Raw genomic sequence first — 17,835 nt, forward strand, 5'->3', positions numbered from 1 at the left:
GCTGTGCTCCTCTTCTTACCCGCGGTTCCAGGCCACCACGTGGCCGGGGATTCCGGCGAATTCCGCCCCGATACCGATCTCCTCGGCCAATCCCGCCAGCTCGCCCTCGGCCCGGACCGCGATCAGGGGCGGCGTCGCGGTCTCTTCCCTGACCAGTGCGACCGCGACCTCGCCCACCGACGCGACGGCCACCGCCAGCGGCGGCACGACCCGGCCGTGCAGCCCGGTCACCCTGGTCCCGTCGGCGCTCACGCGGAGTTCCGCCGGGTACACGCCGTCCAAGCCGAGTTTCGCGCGGACCGCGTCCTTGATCGCGATCCGCTCCAGCAGCCAGCCGCGCTGCCGTCGCGGCGCGCAGGCGGCGAACTCGGCGCGTTCCTCCGCGCCGAGGTAGATGCCGGCGTAGATGTCCCGTGCGGCCGGGCTCGGCCACCGGTCCGTGACCACGGTCCAGCCGCCATGGTGGTCCTCGGAAAGCCGATTCCGGTCCGGGAAGGCGTAGACGCGGTGGGCGGGCCGGTCGCACGGGAACCGGATGTCCCGCCACTGTTCGATCCTGGCCAGGACGGCGCCGTCCAGCACCAGTTCCGCGTCCATCTCCAGCACGTCCGGCCGCGGCAGCCGGACCCGGACGACGCAGCGCAGCTTCGTGCCCGGCGCCGGTTCCGGCGCGAACCAGGTGACCCGGCCCATCGACGTCGGGAACGCCAGCAGTGCGTCCGCCTTGGTCGCCATCAGCCAGCAGCCCAGCAGCTGGCCGACGTTGTCGAGCAGCGCGCCGGGCGCGGACGGTACGACGAGGTCGCCGCGGATGTGCCGCTCGCCGAGCCCGATGAGTTTGTCGAGCCCCTGGTACGCGGGGCCGTGGAACATCTCGCGACGGGTGTAGATCTCGGCGGCGGTCAGCGGCGGCGCCGTTTCCGGACCCGGCGGCGGAGACGGCCGCGGAGCCGTGGGATAACGCTGCGCCAGATGGACGTCCATGCTGGCGTGCGGTCCGATTTGGACACTGATCCGGTCGCCCTCGCGGGTCATCGAAAGCGGCACACGCACCGCCGGGGCGGCGATCAGCCACCGGGAGAACGCCGCATTGCTCACCCCCGTCGCGACCGTGCCCGGCCAGGCCCGTTCCGCCTCGCGGCAGGCCAGGTCCACCAACGTCGTCGCGGGCACGGTGGGACGGAAGTCGGATTCGTCGGGCCAGTCCGCGCGCTGGCGGAAGAACCGGTGATCGACCAGATACGGCATCGTCGCGAGCGAGACGTCCACAGTGGACTCGACAGTGCGCCGTGCCGCCGCGTTGACGACACTCGCCGCGGCCTCTCGGGTCTCCGCGAGCAGCGCGGTGAACTCCGCGACGATCGCGTCCGGGATCCCGTCGGCCAGTTCGGGCACCTCACCGGCACCCGCGAACATGCCCTTGACGTCGCCCTCGACCGAAAGCAGCGTGCCCGCCGTGTCGATTCGCGTCCGGCGCGGCTCCAGCGCGTCGAACGCGGGCTGCCCGCCCTCCACCCAGACGGCGGTGGCGACCCGGCGCAATTGGGCGAGGCCCGCCCGCGTGCCGGAGGACGCCGGGATGACCAGATGCGGCCGCGAGCCCAGCGTGTCCGAAACGAACGAACCCAGCTGACCGGCGCCCGCCTGCACGAAGACCCGGGCGCCGTCGGCGTAGAGCGCGTCGACGAGTTCCCGGAACCGGACCTTGCGCACCAGGTGGGCCAGATACAGCTCGCGGACCTCCACCGGATCCGCGGGATACGGCCGGGCCGTGGTCGCCGACCAGACCGGGATCCGCGGCGGCTTCAGGTCCAGTTCGGCCGCGAGCCGGGTGAACGGGCCGAGCCGCGACCGCATCAGCGGGGTGTGGAACCCGGACCGGAACGGCAGTGTCCTGGCGACGACGCCGTGCTGCGCACACAGCTTGGCAAGCCGGGCCGCGGCGGCCGGGTCACCGCAGACGATCGTCTGGCGTGGCGCGTTCTCGTGGGAGACCATCAGCTCCGGCTCGGCGGCGAGCAGTGCCTCCGCCCGTTCCGCGGAGCAGCCGAGCACGAGGAACTCGGCGTCCGGCAGCGTGAATCCCTGCGGCCAGTACCGGTTCAACATGTCCTCTGTGGACTGTCCAGGGTACATCCCGGCCGCCTGCATCGCGGTCCATTCGCCGACGCTGTGCCCAGCGAGTAGGTCGGGCTTGATGGCGAGCCGCCGCAGCGCGGTGTCGAGCAGCAGCCCGACCTGGGACACACTGGAGGCGCGGGCGAGCACGCTCGCCGTCGACCACTCGGGCCGTTCCAGGCCGAAATGCCGGGCGACGTCGGCGCAGCGCGGTTCCGCGTCCGCTTCCAGCCCCGGGTAGACGAACGCGGTCTTCGCCCCGGCCTGCTCCAGCAAGGGCGCCGTCGTGCACCAGATGTCGTTGGGCCCGTGCCAGGAACCCCCCTCGGCCGCGATCTTCGCCAGCACCCTCCGCGCGACTTCGAGCCGCTTCCCGGTCGGCCCGACGATCCCGATCCGGCACGGGCCGCGCCCGCCGGACTCCGGATCCGGGCGATCGAGCAGGGTGCGCAGTCCGTCGAGCGTGGACGCCGCGAGCAGGAGGACCCGCTCGGGCTCCCCGGTCACCTTCGCCCGCCTCGGCCGCGACGGCGCGGGGTCGGCCTCCTCCAGGACCACATGCGCGTTGACCCCGCCGAAACCGAAGGCGTTCACCGCCGCCCGCCGCGGGACGTCACCCGACCGCCACCGCTCGGCTTCGGACAAGACACGGAACCGGGTCTTGTCCAGCAGCGGACTCGGGTCGGCGCAGTTCAAGGTCGGCGGCAGGACGGCGTGGTGCAGCGCCAGCGCCACTTTCACCAGACCGGCGGCGCCGGCGGTCGGCATGGTGTGCCCGATCATCGCCTTCACCGCGCCGATCGCCGCGCGGGGACCCTCCGGCGGTCCGAACACCTCGGCGAGGGTGGCCAGTTCGGCGGCGTCCCCGGTCGGGGTCGCGGTCCCGTGCGCCTCCAGCAGGCCGAGCGCGCCGGGGGCGGTGGGATCGAGCCCCGCCGACGCCCACGCGCGCCGCAGGGCCAGCGTCTGACCGGAGACGGCCGGGCTGAGCAGGCTCGCGCCCTTCCCATCGCTCGATGTCCCCGAGCCGCGCAGCACCGCGTAGACCCGGTCGCCGTCGCGGCGTGCGTCGTAGAACCGTTTCAGCACGACCATCGCGGTGCCCTCGCCGATCAGGAGACCGTCCGCGTCACGCGAGAACGGGCTGATCCGCTGGCTCGGCGAAAGGGCGCCGAGCTGCGTGAACATCGACCAGAGCGTGTCGTCGTGGCAGTGGTGCACACCGCCGGCCAGCACGACGTCACAACGGCGGCGGGCGAGCTCGCCGATCGCCTGGTCCACGGCGAGCAACGAGGACGCGCAGGCGGCGTCCACCGTGTACGCGGGGCCGCCGAAGTCCAGCCGGTTGGCGACCCGCGACGCGGCGAGGTTCGGCACCAGCCCGATCGCGGTGTCCGGCCGGAACTCGCCGAGCGGCTCCAGCAACGCGTCCCGCAGCCTGTCCAGCATCTCCGGACGCGCCGACGGCAGGAGATCCCGGACGGCGCCGGTGATCTGGCGGACCGACCGGACCCGCTGGTCGAACCGCTGGAGTCCGGGTGAGAGATAACCGCCCCTGCCGAGGATCACACCCACGCGTTCGAGGTCGCCCAGCCGTCGCAGGCCACCGGCGTCGTCGACCGCGGCGGCGGCCACGGCCAGCGCGACCAGCTGGTCCGGCTCCATCCCGGCGACAGTGCTGGGCGCGATGCCGAGCGCCGTCGCGTCGAAGTCCAGGCTGTCGGCGACGAATCCGCCGCGTCGCCCGTAGGTCCGGTCCGGAGTGCGGCCGTCACCGTCGTGGAAGCTCGGGTCCCAGCGGTGCGGCGGGATCTCGGTGATCGCGTCGGTACCCGAAACGATGTTCTGCCAATATTCGTCCACAGTGGACGAGCCGGGAAGGAAGACGCCCATCCCGACGATCGCGACCGGCTCCTGGTTCACCACAGCGACGCCGTGTACAGCACCGAGCGGACGTCGGCCGGGCCGTAGGCCAGCTCGCGCAGGAGCGCGGCGGTGCCTTCGTCCGGGTCGATCAGCGCCACCTCGCGGCGCTCGTACTCACGCGCGAGTTCCGGCGACACCATGCCCGCGTGATCGTCCGAAGGCGCCCACGGTCCCCAGTGGACGGTCAGTGCTCGGCAGCCGGTGCGGTCGGCCCACTGTCCGCCGAGGGTTTCGAGCGCGTCGTTCGCCGCCGCGTAATCGGTCTGCCCCCGGTTTCCCAGCACCGCGGAGATACTGCCGAAGAAGGTCACGAAACCGGGCCGCACGCCGAAGTGCTCCAGCGCGTCGAGCAGCGCCCGCGCACCGTCCACTTTGGTCCCGTAGACCGTGCGGAACGACTGCTCGTCCTTGTCGGCCATCAGCTTGTCGTCGATCACCCCGGCCGCGTGGACGACGCCGTCGATGCGGCCGTAGCGGGTGTGCAGATCCTTCACCACCTGCCGGACGGCGGCGGCGTCCCGCACGTCGAGCGACCGGTACGCCGCGGTACCGCCCGCCGCGGCGATCTGGTCGAGCGTCCGCGCGATCTCACGCTGAGCCAGCACGGTGCGCACCCGGCGTTCGATATCCGCCAGCGAACCACCCCGCGCGGCCAGCGCCGAACGCATGGCCGGCGCGTCACCGGGCAGGTCCTCGTCACCCGGTTCGGCGGGCCACGGGGTGCGGCCCGCCAGCTCGATCCGGCAGCCGCTCGCCGCCAGCGCGACCGCCGCCCGCGCGGTGATCCCGCGGGCACCGCCGATCAGCAGCAGCACGGAATCCGCGTCGAGGCCGAGCGCCTTGACCTCTCCTCCACCTGGGCCCGCGCCCGCGTACGCGACAGAACCGAGCGAACCCGCGGACGGCTCGAACGCCGCGCGCCCCGCGGTGTCGTAGCGGACGGCCGCCGGCCCGTCGGCGATCGCCTCTTCCAGCGCGATCCTTCCAAGGTCCACTGTGGACTCCACTTCGACCAGCCTGGTCGGCTCGCTCCGTTCCCGCGCGGCGGCACGGACCAGACCGCGCAGCCCGGCGGTGTGCCCGGCACCCGTCTCTGCCACCACGACCACCGCGCCTTTGGCGCTCTTGACGAGGCCGAACACCTGCGCCGCGACGGGTTCTTCGGCGTCCGACAAGGGATTCAGCACGACGAGGACGTCGGCCTCCTGCTCGGCGGGCAGGGCACCCGCGTCGGCGAACACCGCGCGGACCGACTCGGCCAGTTCCTCCTGGCCGGGCTCGAAGCTCACCGAAACCGTTTTGCCCGCCACCTTGGCGAGGTCGGGCGTGCCGAGCGGCGCGGACACGCGATCGAGCAGGTACCGGCCTGGCGCGGTTCCCGCGGGGGCCTCATCGGGAGTCGCCACCACGGTGACCGGAACGGCCGGTTCGAGCCACTTCCGCAGCCGCGCGGCCAGCGCGCTCGCCGTCCGGTCGCGGCTGAGCTGATCCTGGGCGTCGTCGTGCACCCGGCCGGAGAGACCGAGCTTCGCGAGCAGCGAGCCCGCGATCTCGGTGCGTTTGATCGAGTCGATGGAAAGATCCGCTTCCAGATCGAGATCGGCGTCGATCATCTCGGCCGGATAGCCGGTGCGTTCGCTGATCGCGCCGATCACGGCGGCCAGGACATCCGTGACAGGGGCCTCCGCGACCGGTTCCGGCTCGGGCACGACGACCGGGGCTTCGACCGGCGGCAGCAAGGCGGGCACGACGGGCGCCCGCACCGGAGCGGGGGCGAGCGGCGCGGTGCCGAGGTACCCCAGCATCACGTCCCGCTGCGCCGCCAGCAGTTCGCGGCTGGTGCGGAGGAATTCGACGACGGCCTGGTCACGACCGGGCGCGGGCTGGTTCATGGTCGTCCTCGGGATTCGTCGGGCGGGCACGAGCCCATGGGCGGGGACCTCGCCACCGGGCGCGCGGACGGTCTGGCCGTCCACGGTCCAGGCGGGTTCGGGGAGCGGACCGACGCGGACACGGCCGCGGAAGAGCCGTTCGGTACGCACATCGACGCCGGTGAGCGCCAGGCGCGCGAGCGCGGTGAGGAATCCGCGCAGCCCCGGGCCGCCGGGGTCGCACGCGATCACGGTGTGCGGACGGTCGCCGAGGATCTCCTTGGCCAGGCGGGAAAGCACCTGTCCCGGGCCCGCCTCGACGAACGTGCGCGCGCCCGCCGCGTACATGTCCTCGATCAGTTCCACGAAGCGCACCGGCGAGCCGATCTGCGCGGCGAGTTCGGTGCGCACCGTGCCGGCTTCGTACGGCCGTGCGGTGCGGTTCGACCACACCGGCGGCCCCGGCTCACCGATCTCGGCGTTGTCGAGATCGACGGCGAACACGTCGCTCGCCCCGGCCACCAGCGGACTGTGGAAGGCGCAGGCGACCGGGATCCGTTTGGCGCCGATCCCCTGTGCCCGCAGTTCGCGGACCGCCTCTTCGATCGCGGCCGTCGGTCCGGAAAGGACGGTCTGGGCGGGTGCGTTGTGGTTGGCCAGTACGACATCCGGATGGTCGAGGGCGGTGGCCAGTTCGTCACGGGACGCCTTCACCGCGGCCATCGCGCCCGGGTCGGCGCCCGCGACCTCGGCGATCGAACGGGCCCTGGCCCGGCTGAGCGCCACCAAGGTCGCGGTGTCGAACGCGCCCGCCACCGACAGCGCGGTCAGTTCGCCGTAGCTGTGCCCCGCCAGCAGGTCCGGCCGGACGCCGAGGTCGGCGAGCAGGCGGCAGACCGCCGATTCGACGAGCCCGAGCGCGGGCTGCGCGACGCGCGTGTCCTTGAGCGCCTCATCCTGCGCGGTGCGGGCGTCCTCGGTGAAGGCGCGCGGCGGGAACGTGGTCGCGGCGACGTCGGGAGCGAGCCCCAGGACATCGGCCAGTTCGGGGAAGTGCACGAACAGCTCCGCCAGCATCCCCGTCCGCTGGCTGCCCTGTCCGGGGAACAGGAACGCGACCGCGCCGGCCTCGATGTCCTCCGCGACGAACCCTCCGTTCGCTGCGGCCTCCCGCAGCTCCGCGAGATCACTCGCGACGACCGCGAGGCGCACCGGCTCGGATCCGCCTCGTTCGGCGGCGAGGGCGGCGATCTCCCGCAGCGGGCGTCCTTCGTTGGCCGCCAGCAGATTCCGCAGCGCGGCCCGGGCGGTCTCCACGTCGGCGCCGCGGAGCAGGACCAGTTCGGCGTCCCAGTCACGCGGGCCGTGCCGCCGTCCCGGCGGGACTCCCGGGGCGGCGAGCACCGCGTGGAAGTTGGTCCCACCGAACCCGAACGCGCTCACTCCAGCGAACTCGCGTCCGCGCGGAACCGGCGCCGGCCGGGCGCCGGTGGAGAAGGTGAAGGGACTGCTTTCGGCGTCCCAGGCGGGGTTCGGCCTGCTCAGGTGCAGCGTGGGCGGCACGACCTCATGCCACAGCGCCAGCGCAGCCTTCATCAGGCCTGCCAGCCCCGCCGCGCATTTCGTGTGCCCGATCTGGCTCTTCACCGAACCCAGCGCGCATGTGCCCGGCTCGGCGCCCGCGGCGAGAAAGAACTCGGTGAGCGTGGTCAGTTCGGTGGCGTCGCCGACGACCGTGCCGGTGCCGTGCGCCTCCACCAGCGAGACGTCCGCCGGGGACACCCCGGCGTCGCGATAGGCCCGCGCGAGGGCTCGCCGCTGTCCCTCGGGACGCGGCGCGGTGAGACCGAGCGCCTTGCCGTCGCTGGCGGCGCCGACCCCCTTGACCACGGCGTACACCCGGTCACCGTCGCGTTCGGCGTCGGAACGCCGCTTGAGCACGAGGCACGCGACGCCTTCGCCGAGCGCGATCCCATCCGCCGAGGCGTCGAACGGACGGCATCGCCCGGTCGGCGACAGGGCACCCGCGGAGGTGAACATGAGGTAGTCGTTTACTCCGTTGTGCAGGTCGACGGCGCCGCACAGGACCATCGAGCTCGTGCCCGCACGCAGTTCCTTGACCGCGAGGTCGAGCGCGGCCAGCGAGGAGCCGCAAGCGGCGTCCACCGTGTAGTTGGTGCCGCCGAGGTCGAGCCGGTTCGCGATCCGGCCGGAGATGACGTTGGCGAGCGTGCCGGGGAACGAGTCCTCGGTCAGTTCCGGCAGCTGCGCGAGGAGTTCTTCCGGAACGTCTTCGAGATAGCTCGGCAGCAGCGCGCGCAGGACACCGGCGTTCGCCAGGTCTCCCCCTGCCTCGGCGCCGAAGATGACGCTGGTGCGCTCGCGGTCGAAGCCGCCTTCGCCGTAACCCGCGTCTTCGAGGGCACGCCGCGCCGTCTGCAGGGAGACCAGCTGGGCCGGGTCGATACTGCCCATCGACTTGGGCGGGATGCCGTACGCGAGCGGGTCGAAGTCCACTTGCGGCAGGAAGCCGCCCCACTTCGACGTCGACTGGTCGGCGTAGATCTCCTTGTCCCAGCGCTGATCCGGCACCTCGGTGACCGCGTCGGCGCCGTGCAGGACGTTGGACCAGAAGGCCGGGAGATCGGGTGCGCCGGGGAAGACGCACGCCATCCCGACGATCGCGATGTCACCGTCCATAACGGACTCTTCGGCGGGAGCGCGGGCGGCGAGCAGTTCCGCCGCGCCTTCGGTGACATCCCGGTGCAGGGCGGCGATGTCGGTGCGGTCCTCGCGCAGGACGGTCACCTGTCCCGCCATGTACATCCCCTCGGCGAGCTGGCCGAGCGTGTCGACCTCGACGAGCGCGTCGCCTTCCCGCCGGATGCCCTTGCTGGCGATCCGCAGCCGTCCGGTGTTCAACTCCTCCAGCCGTTGCCAGACCTCCTGCGGCGGGACGCCGTCCGCGCGGAGGCCGGCCTTCAGCGCGGCGAACTCGTCGGTGTACGGGCTGGGCAGGCAGCGGGTGAGGTGCCCGGGCGCGGTCTCCAGGGTGACCGTGGACCCGGCGCCGAGCACGCGGTCCTGGAAGGTTTCGGTGATGGCGCCGTGGGTCACGGCTTCCTCGGTGAACAGGTACGCGGTGCCCATCAGGACGCCGACGCCGCCGCTCAGGGGCTCGGCCATAGCCGACACCATGGCGGCGGAGCGGGCGTCGTGGATCCCGCCCGCGAACAGGACCTCGACGTCCTCGGCGCCGTGTTCGCGCAGGACGTCCAGCTGCTGCTCCCACAGCACGAAGCTCGACCGCGGGCCGATGTGCCCGCCGCATTCGGCGCCCTCGAAGACGAACCGGCGGATCCCGGCGTCGAGGAACTGGCGCAGCAGGATCGGCGACGGCACGTGGAGGAAGGTCGCGATGCCCTCGGCCTCCAGCGCCTTGGCCTGCGCGGGTTTCCCGCCCGCGATCAGCACGCAGCGCGGGCGCGCGGCCCGGATGGCCGCGAGCTGCTCGGCGCGCAGCGCCTCCGGGACGAAGCCGAGGATGCCCGCTCCCCAAGGCCGCTCGCCGAGCGCTTCGGCGGTGCGGCCGAGCAGTTCGGTGGTCTTGGCGCCGTTCGCGGTGGCCACCGCGACGAACGGGAAGCCGTCGTGCGCGGCGACCTCGGCGGCGAAACCGGGCTGGTCGCTCACCCGCGTCATCGGTCCCTGCACGACCGGCAGCCGGGTCCCCAACGTGCGGCACAGCCGTACGCCTTGGTCCGAGGGGATCGCCGAAGGCGCCGCGAGCGACCGCACGACCGAACGGACAGCGCTTTCCGCGTCCTCGAAGCGTTTCTCGAACAACGCGCTGAGCCCGTCATCCGCCCTGGCGAGCTCGTTCCGGGCCGCCGCGGGCACGTCGGCCTCGGGGAACAGGCCGAGTCCGTCGAGCACCACCCCCGCCGCGCCACCGGCGATCGCGGCCGCCGCCGTGCGCGGCCCGATGCCCCCGTACGCCCACACCGGGACGTCCTCGCCGAACCGCTCCAGCAACCGTTGCAGCAGGACGAACGTGGTGAGGTCGGAGCCGCCCGTTTCGGCTCCCTTCGCCACCAGACCGGAGGCGCCGGCGTCGAGCATGCGGACGGCCTGCTCGGCACCGGTCACCTCGGCCAGCACGGGGAGGCCGGCCCTGCCCCGCCAGACCGCCCCCTCGGCCAGCAGCACGAGCCCCGCGCCGCTTTCCCGCACTTCTTCGTCCCGTACGGTGCGACCGGCCGGGATCCGGACACCGAACGGGAAGCGCCCGTCCACTGTGGACACTGTGGACTCGAATTCGACGATCCCGAGACCGCCGCCCCTGGCGACGGCGGCCGCCAGCCCCGGATCCGGACGTCCGAGCGGGTTGACGCCGAGTACCCGCGTGCGCGCCGTCGCATGACTCACCGGCGGACCTCCTGTTCGGCTGGGGCTGGTCGAACCTCGCCGGGTTCGGCGATCTTTCAGCGGGATTCACAAGAAATAACCTACTTGCCGCAGAGAGCGCAATACTTTCGTGTGAAAACTCGGAAAACAAGGGAACGCATGCTAAAGTCCGGCGCCGGAAACAAATATGTCGACACCGGCGGAACAAGCCTCTGACCTGCACTTTTATCACGGTCGTCGGCGATTTTGACAACGCATTGCTCACCGATATAACAAAACACAAGAATTGTCATCGAACGCAGAATCGATAACCATGGAGCGCATGTGGAAGTGACAGGACGGGTCGTCGTGCTGACCGGCGCGGCACACGGTATCGGCGCCGCCATGGCCAGGCGGTTCGCCGCGGAAGGCGCCGCCGGGGTGGTGGTCTCGGATCTCGATCTCGAGGGCGCGAAAGAGGTCGTCGCCGGTATCACCGCCGCGGGCGGCACCGCGATCGCGCGCCACGCCGACGCGTCGTCCAAAGAGGACTTGAAGATGCTGGTGACCGAGGCCCGCGCGGCGTTCGGCCCGGTGGACCTCTTCTGCTCCAACGCCGGTGCCGCGTTCGGGACGGGGGTGCACGCCGCGGACGAGCAGTGGACGCGGTCGTGGGCGATCAACGTCATGCAGCATGTGCACGCCGCGCAGGTCGCGCTCCCCGCGATGCTGAGCCGGGGCCACGGGTACCTGCTGATCACGGCCTCGGGCGCGGGCCTGCTGGGCACCCCCGGCGACGCGCCGTACTCGGTGACCAAGCACGCGGCCGTCGGTCTCGCCGAATGGCTGGCCATCACCTACCGTCCGCGCGGGGTGCGGGTCAGCGCGCTGTGCCCGCTCGGCGTGCGGACCGCGCTGCTGGAGCCGGGTATCGCCGCCGGCCACCCCGCCGCGCTCGCGATCGCCGCCGCGGCGCCGCTGCTGGAGCCGGAGGATGTCGCGGAGTCCGTCGTGCAGGGGTTGGCTTCGGAGGAGTTCCTGATCCTGCCGCACGAATCGGTGCGGGAGACCTACGCCCGCAAGGCGGCCGGGCTCGACGAATGGATCGACCGCACCATCCTCGAAACCGGCGCGCGGAAGAGGTGACCATGGAGTACCGCAGGCTCGGCGCGAGCGGGCTGTCCGTCAGTGAGATCTCCTACGGCAACTGGCTCACCCACCCCGACGGCGCGGAATGCGTGCAGGCCGCGCTCGACGCGGGTATCACGACGTTCCACACCGCGGCCGCCTGGGACGGCGGTTCCGCCGAAGAGAACCTCGCCGCGTCGCTGAGCCACGCGCGCCGCGACGATCTCGTGCTGTGCACCGGTGTCTTCTGGCCGGAAGGCGCGGGCGTCAACGCCGCCGGCCTCAGCCGCAAGCACCTGATGACTTCGGTGAACGGCTCGCTGCGACGTCTGCGCACCGACTACATCGACGTCTACCAGTTGCTGCGGTTCGACTACCGCACGCCGCTGGAGGAGACGTTCCTCGCGCTGTCGGATCTGGTGCGGCAGGGGAAGATCCTCTACGCGGGCACCGCGGAATGGACCGCGGAACAGCTGCTGGAAGCCCGGCCGATCGCCGAGCGGCACGGCGTCCCGCTGGTGGCGAACCAGCCGCACTACTCGATGCTCTGGCGGGTCGCCGAGGCACAGGTGATGCCGGTGTGCGAACGGTCCGGGATCGGCCAGTTCGCGTCGGTCCCCCTCGCGCAGGGCGTGCTGACCGGCAAGTACCGGCCGGGCGAGATCCCGCCGGACTCCCGGGGCGCGAAGGCGGTCGAGACACGGCCGTTGCTCCTGCCGGACCTCCTCGAACGCGTCGGCATGCTGTGCGGTGTCGCCGACGAGGCCGGGCTGACCATGGCCCAGCTGGCGCTCGCGTGGACGTTGCAGCACAACACCGTCGCTTCGGTGGTGATGGGCGCGAGCACCGCCGCCCAGGTGACCGAGAACGCGAAGGCGGCCGGGGTGGTGCTGGACCTCGACGCGCTGACGCGGATCGATCACCTGCTGGGCAGCTTCGTGCAGACGGATCCGCGGCTGACCTGGTCGCCGCCGGCGACCGCCTAGCCAACGGAGTCCGTGAAGGTCTCCTTGAGGGACTCAGGATCCCTCAAGGAGGCTTGGAGTCATGGGGTTGTTGCAACACCGTCTGTGGGAAGGGGCGGGGTTGTGCGGGTTTATCGATGGTTGCCGCGGTCGGTGCGGGTGGGGTTTTGGGATCAGGTCCGGGCCGGGGTGGCGGCGAAGCCGGCGGCGCGGGCGGTGGGGTTGTCCCCGACGACGGGGGTGCGGTTGTTCCGGCAGGCTGGCGGGGTGATCGGTAACGCACCCTGTCGGCCTGGGCCGGTCCGGTTGAGCCTGGCCGAGCGGGAAGAGATCGCCTGCTTGACCGCCGCGGGCCTGGGGCCCCGGGCGATCGGGCGGGCGATCGGCCGCCCGGCCTCCACGGTGTCACGCGAGCTGGCCCGTAACACCGGCCGCTCGGGCGCTTATCGGGCCGTTAGCGCCCAGCACACGGCCGAGGAACGCGCGAAACGACCGAAGGCCGCGAAGCTGGCCGCGGACCCCGTGTTGCGCCAGGTGGTGCAGGACAGGCTGGACCGCAAGTGGTCACCGCGTCAGATCGCGCGGAGACTGGTGCTGGAGTTCCCCGACCAGCCGGAGATGCGGGTGTCACACGAAACGATCTACCAGGCACTGTATGTGCAGGGCCGGGGCGCGCTGCGCCGTGAACTCACCCAGGCACTGCGGACCGGGCGGGCGCTGCGGATGCCCCGCCGGCAGGCCCAGACCCGCCGGGAACGCACCCCCGGCGGCATCAAGGACATGGTCAACATCAGCGAACGGCCCGCCGAGGCCGCCGACCGCGCCGTCCCCGGCCACTGGGAAGGCGATCTGATCCTGGGCAAGGACAACAAATCCGCGATCGGGACCCTGGTCGAGCGATCGACCCGGTTCGTGATGCTGCTGCACCTGCCCCACGGACGCGACGCCGCCACCGTCGCCACCGCCATGACCGAGATCATCCACACGCTGCCGCCCCTGCTGGCCAAATCCCTGACCTGGGACCAAGGCAAGGAAATGGCCCAGCACCAGCAGATCACCCTGGCCACCGGGATCGACATCTACTTCTGCGACCCGCACGCACCCTGGCAACGCGGCACCAACGAGAACACCAACGGCCTGCTCCGCCAATACTTCCCCAAAGGCACCGACCTCACCCAGCACACCCCAGCCGACCTCGCCCGGGTCGCCACCGAACTCAACGGACGCCCTCGCGAAACCCTCGGCTGGCACACACCCACCGAAGCCCTCGAAGCACTACTCTCAGGCCAACAAACAATGCGTGTTGCAACCACCACGTGAATCCACCAGGCCTTCACGGACCCGGGCGCTGGACCTGCTGATCAGCAGAGGCGGTCGTGAGTGGCGATTCGGGTTAGAACCCGAATCGCCACTCACGACCCCGCCGCGCCGGAAGCCTCGCGGTGAAACTCAGTTCAGACTCGAGCAGGGTCTCGCGTCAGGATCCTGCGCCCCCTTGGGCACCCACCGCACGTTCGCGAACGAAGCCGAGAACCGGCCGTCGGTGTACACCAGGAACGGTGTGTTGACGTTCTCCAGGTCCAGCCCGTTCGCGAAGCACGACACCGGGATCTTCACCGTCGACTTCGGCGCCCCCGCCAGATCGGTGAACAGCTTGGTCGCGTTCACCTCGGAGAAGCACGGGTAGACGCAGTGCATGCTGATCACCGTCCGGTTGGCGGGCGCCTCGTGCACGACCGTGTCGAACTCCAGCGCCGCGTCGGCGTTGAGGTAACCGCGCAGATCGTTGGTACCGGCCGGGTTCTGGAAGTAGATCTGCGCCGGGCCGGTGCCGGTCCAGGTCGACTTGAGCCCGTCCTGCTGCACGTTCACGTCCGACTGCACGACGTTGATCTCGGCATGCGACGCGGTGCCGTCGGGGCCGATCTCGGTCCCGCCCCAGTTCTCCGCGGAACCGATGAAACCCTTGTACGGCGCGACATCGGTACGGTTGAACACCTCGAGATCCTCGGTCGCGGTGCCGCCGCCACCGGTCGAGCCACAGGTCACCGGCCCGGCCGTCTCGTCCAGCTGCCCGATGGTGACACGCTGTCCGGTCTTGAGGCCGTAGCCGAGTTTGAACAGCGGGTCGTAGTCCGCCGAACCCGCGTTCAGCGGCGTCTGGCACGCGCTCTTCGGCCACGAGTACGGCAGCGTGGCCTTGAAGCCGCCCTTGACCAGGACATCGGCGACGCCACCGCCTTCGGTGCCCGGCAGCCAGGCGGCGACAAACGCGTCGGAGCGGTTGATCTCCTTGTTCATGTACAGCGGGCGTCCGCCGACGTAGACGGTGACGACCGGAGCGCCCTTCCCGCGGACCTTGTCCAGCACGGCCAGGTCCTCGGGATAGAGCCTCGACGCCTCCAGGGTCTTGCGTGTCAGGTCGCCGACGCCTTCCGCGTACGGGGTCTCACCGATGACGGCGATGACCGCGTCGTAGCCCTTCGGGTCGGTGTCGCCCTTCTCGTTGAAGGTGACGTTGACGTCGCCGAGCTGCTGCTTGAGCCCGGCCAGGATCGACGTGGCGTTCGGGAAGTCGGCGTTGGTGTTGCCGGTCCCCTGCCAGCTCAGTGTCCAGCCGCCGGTCTGGTTCTGGATGCTGTCCGCGCTCTTGCCGACCACGAGCACCTTCGACTTCGGCTTGAGCGGCAGCACGTTGCCGTTGTTCTTCAGTAGCGTCTGCGAGGAGCGGACCGCGTCGCGCGCCAGCCAGGTCTCCTTCAGCGCTTCGTCGGAGTTCGCGTAAGAACGGTCCGACGGCTTCTGCGACTCGTACAGCCCGGAGCGGAGCTTCACGCGCAGGATTCGGGTCACCGCGTCGTCGATCCGCGAGAGCGGGATCTGGCCGTTGTTGACCTGGGCGACCGTGTTGGCGATGAACGCCTTCCAGTCGTTCGGCACCATCACGATGTCGATGCCGGCGTTGATCGCCTGCGGGCAGGAGGCGTTGGTGCAGCCGGGAACCTGGCCGATGCCGTTCCAGTCGGACACGACGAGGCCGTCGAAGCCCATCTTGCCCTTGAGGATCTGGTTCAGCGCCTTGTCGCTGCCGTGCAGCTTGCCCTCGTCGATGCCGAGCTCGGCGTTGGTCCAGCTGTTGAACGACACCATCACGGTCTGGGACCCCGCGGCGAGCGCGCCGTAGTAGCCCTGGCCGTGGACGTTGATCATCTCGGCCTCGGACGACGGGTTGACGCCCTGGTCCTGCCCCTTGAGGGTGCCGCCGTCGCCGATGAAGTGCTTGGCGGTGCCGATCACGCCGTTGTAGCCGATGCGTTTGGTCGAGCCGTCCTGGAGACCGTTGATCGCCTCGTAGCCGTAGGCCCTGGTGATCCGCGGGTCCTCGGAGAACCCTTCGTAGGTGCGTCCCCAGCGGTCGTCTTTCACGACGGCCAGTGTCGGCGCGAAGGCCCAGTCCTGGCCGGTGGCGCGGATCTGCCGGGCCGTCGCCGCGGAGATGTCGCGCACCAGGCACGGGTCGTGCGCCGCGCCGAGCCCGATGTTGTGCGGGAAGACGGTGGCCCCGTACACGTTGTTGTTGCCGTGCACGGCATCGATGCCCCAGATCACCGGGATCTTCGTCCTGCTGCTCTTGGCGGCGTCCCAATAGGAATCGGCGAGCTTCAGCCAGTCCTGCTGGGACGCGTGCTTGTCCTTGTTCGGCCACGAGCCGCCGCCGTTGAGGACCGAGCCGATCGAGTACTGCCGGACCTCGTCGGGGGTGATCGCGGCGATCTCGGGCTGCGTCATCTGCCCGACCTTCTCTTCGAGGGTCATCCCCTCGAGGATCCTGGCGATCCGCTGCTCGTCACCGGGCTTGCCCTTGAAGCGGCTCTCGACCTTCGGCCAGTCGGCCAGCGTCGGCAGGCTCTTCTCGATGCGGGCACAGCCGTCCCGGTCGAGCGCGGGTTTCCCGATCACCGGCTGCTCGGCGGCGACGGCGGCGGGCGTGGCCACCACGGCCCCGCCGAGCAGGGTGAGACTCATCAAGGCGATCAGCGGACTTCGGCGCGCGCGAGCACGTCTTGCCATGGTCTGGTCCATTCTGCGGGAGGCGGGGACCGGCCGATCCTCACCGGCCCCGGCGGCGGCGTCAAGAGTTTCGGGGCGATATGCCGCCTGTTAATTTTTGCCGTGAACTAAGACTCATCCGGCCATCCGCCGCCGATTGCGCCGCTTGGCGGTGTACGGCAGCGCGAACAGGTACAGCCCGCTGAACATCAGCAGGAAGAGCGGCGGCAGAGGCGTATAGAGCACCCACTGCGCCGGATCGCCCTGCGCCACCACAACGAAGCAGACGATGACGGTGGCGACGAAGACGAGCGACGTCCATCGGTGGAACGTCCGGATCCGCTTGCTCACGAGAACCTCCTGGAGTCGTTTTGCCTGTGGCGAAGACGCTAGGGATCCCGGGGGCACAGACGCTTCTCGATTCCTGACCGGTCCGCTTACCTCCACGTTACTTGAGCTTTTACCTTCGCCGGAAACGAAGGGAATCACTCATGACCGTGTTGGTAACCGGAGCAACCGGGAACACCGGCCGCCACGTGGTGGCCGAACTCGTCCGCCGCGGGGAACGCGTCCGGGCCCTCACCAGGAATCCCGCCGAAGCCCGGCTTCCGGCGGGCGTCGAACTCGTGAAAGGCACCCACACCGCTCCCGAGACACTGACCGAAGCCCTGGAAGGTGTCACCAAGCTGCACATCACCGTCACGGCGGGGCTCGCCGAGGTCGGCGCCGATCTGGTCAAGCGCGCCGTGGACGCGGGCGTGCGCCGGATGACCATCGTGTGGGGCGGTTACGTCGGGCCGACTGAACAGGCCATGGCCGAATCCGGGGTCGAATGGACTCGCCTGGAGCCGCAGGAGTTCATGTCCAACGCCCTGACCTGGGTCGATTCGGTTCGTGCCGAAGGCGTGATCCGCGAGCCGTTCGACCTTCCGAGCGCCGTGGTGCACGAGGGCGACATCGGCGCCGTCGCCGCCACCGCGCTCGTCGAGGACGGGCATTCGGGCAAGGTCTACAACCTCACCGGACCGCAGGCACTGACCACGAGCGAACGGATCGCGATACTCGGCTCAGCGGTCGGCCGCGACATCGCGCTGGCGAAGATCACGCGGCAGCAGGCGATCGACCGGCTGCTGGCCGAGGGTGTCTCGGTCGCGGACGCCGAGTACGTCGTCGGCTGGCACAGCGATCCGCCCCTGGAGGCGCGCACCGTCGTCGACACGATCGAGAAGGTGACCGGACGGCCTGCCCGCACGTTCGCGCAGTGGGTCGCCGAGTACGCCGACCGGTTCAAGCCTTGAGCGGTCCGACCGCCTTCACGATTTCCAGCACCGGGGTGGTGCAGCGGGCCTGAGCGGCGGAGCCCGACGCCCGCGATCGACTCCTCGACGATG

General features: G+C 70.8%; 8 protein-coding genes. 4 read left to right on the forward strand and 4 right to left on the reverse strand.

Going from position 1 to position 17,835, the window contains the following annotated elements; translation table 11 throughout:
- Nucleotides 1-15: 15 nt before the first annotated feature.
- Nucleotides 16-4,044, reverse strand: coding sequence for a beta-ketoacyl synthase N-terminal-like domain-containing protein (locus tag AORI_RS65240; RefSeq protein ID WP_016335183.1), 4,029 nt, complete (start codon nucleotides 4,042-4,044; stop codon nucleotides 16-18).
- The gene (locus tag AORI_RS65245) at nucleotides 4,038-10,343 is read right to left on the reverse strand and encodes a type I polyketide synthase (RefSeq protein WP_016335184.1); all 6,306 of its coding nucleotides are present in this window, start codon (nucleotides 10,341-10,343) and stop codon (nucleotides 4,038-4,040) included. The genes AORI_RS65240 and AORI_RS65245 overlap by 7 nt, the downstream gene beginning before the upstream one ends.
- Nucleotides 10,344-10,646: 303 nt before the next feature.
- On the opposite strand from AORI_RS65245, the gene AORI_RS65250 reads away from it, so the two are divergent.
- The 3 genes from AORI_RS65250 (at nucleotide 10,647) to AORI_RS65260 (ending at nucleotide 13,714) form a co-directional block, all read left to right on the forward strand.
- Nucleotides 10,647-11,447 (forward strand): SDR family oxidoreductase, encoded by an 801-nt coding sequence (locus AORI_RS65250; protein WP_016335186.1) that lies wholly within the window; start codon nucleotides 10,647-10,649, stop codon nucleotides 11,445-11,447.
- 2 nt (nucleotides 11,448-11,449) lie between these two features.
- Nucleotides 11,450-12,415: an aldo/keto reductase gene (locus AORI_RS65255; RefSeq protein ID WP_016335187.1), complete on the forward strand. Its 966-nt coding sequence runs from the start codon at nucleotides 11,450-11,452 to the stop codon at nucleotides 12,413-12,415.
- A gap of 84 nt (nucleotides 12,416-12,499) precedes the next feature.
- Nucleotides 12,500-13,714 (forward strand): IS30 family transposase, encoded by a 1,215-nt coding sequence (locus tag AORI_RS65260; RefSeq protein ID WP_420806970.1) that lies wholly within the window; start codon nucleotides 12,500-12,502, stop codon nucleotides 13,712-13,714.
- 129 nt (nucleotides 13,715-13,843) lie between these two features.
- On the opposite strand, the gene AORI_RS65265 is transcribed toward AORI_RS65260, so the two are convergent.
- The gene (locus AORI_RS65265; RefSeq protein WP_016335189.1) at nucleotides 13,844-16,420 is read right to left on the reverse strand and encodes a glycoside hydrolase family 3 protein; all 2,577 of its coding nucleotides are present in this window, start codon (nucleotides 16,418-16,420) and stop codon (nucleotides 13,844-13,846) included.
- A gap of 159 nt (nucleotides 16,421-16,579) precedes the next feature.
- A complete protein-coding gene (locus tag AORI_RS65270; protein WP_016335190.1) occupies nucleotides 16,580-16,795 on the reverse strand; it encodes a hypothetical protein in 216 nt (71 codons plus the stop codon).
- Between the two features lie 140 nt (nucleotides 16,796-16,935).
- On the opposite strand from AORI_RS65270, the gene AORI_RS65275 reads away from it, so the two are divergent.
- Nucleotides 16,936-17,742, forward strand: a complete 807-nt coding sequence (locus AORI_RS65275) for an NmrA family NAD(P)-binding protein (protein ID WP_016335191.1) — start codon at nucleotides 16,936-16,938, stop codon at nucleotides 17,740-17,742.
- Nucleotides 17,743-17,835 lie beyond the last annotated feature (93 nt).

It is taken from the genome of Amycolatopsis keratiniphila (assembly GCF_000400635.2).
GTDB classification, from domain to species: domain Bacteria; phylum Actinomycetota; class Actinomycetes; order Mycobacteriales; family Pseudonocardiaceae; genus Amycolatopsis; species Amycolatopsis keratiniphila.

Excerpts from the sequence above, each read along its gene's own strand:
- AORI_RS65255 (WP_016335187.1), top strand. The coding sequence starts at position 11,450 with ATGGAGTACCGCAGGCTCGGCGCGAGCGGGCTGTCCGTCAGTGAGATC.
- AORI_RS65265 (WP_016335189.1), bottom strand. The coding sequence starts at position 16,420 with ATGAGTCTCACCCTGCTCGGCGGGGCCGTGGTGGCCACGCCCGCCGCC.
- AORI_RS65275 (WP_016335191.1), top strand. The coding sequence starts at position 16,936 with ATGACCGTGTTGGTAACCGGAGCAACCGGGAACACCGGCCGCCACGTG.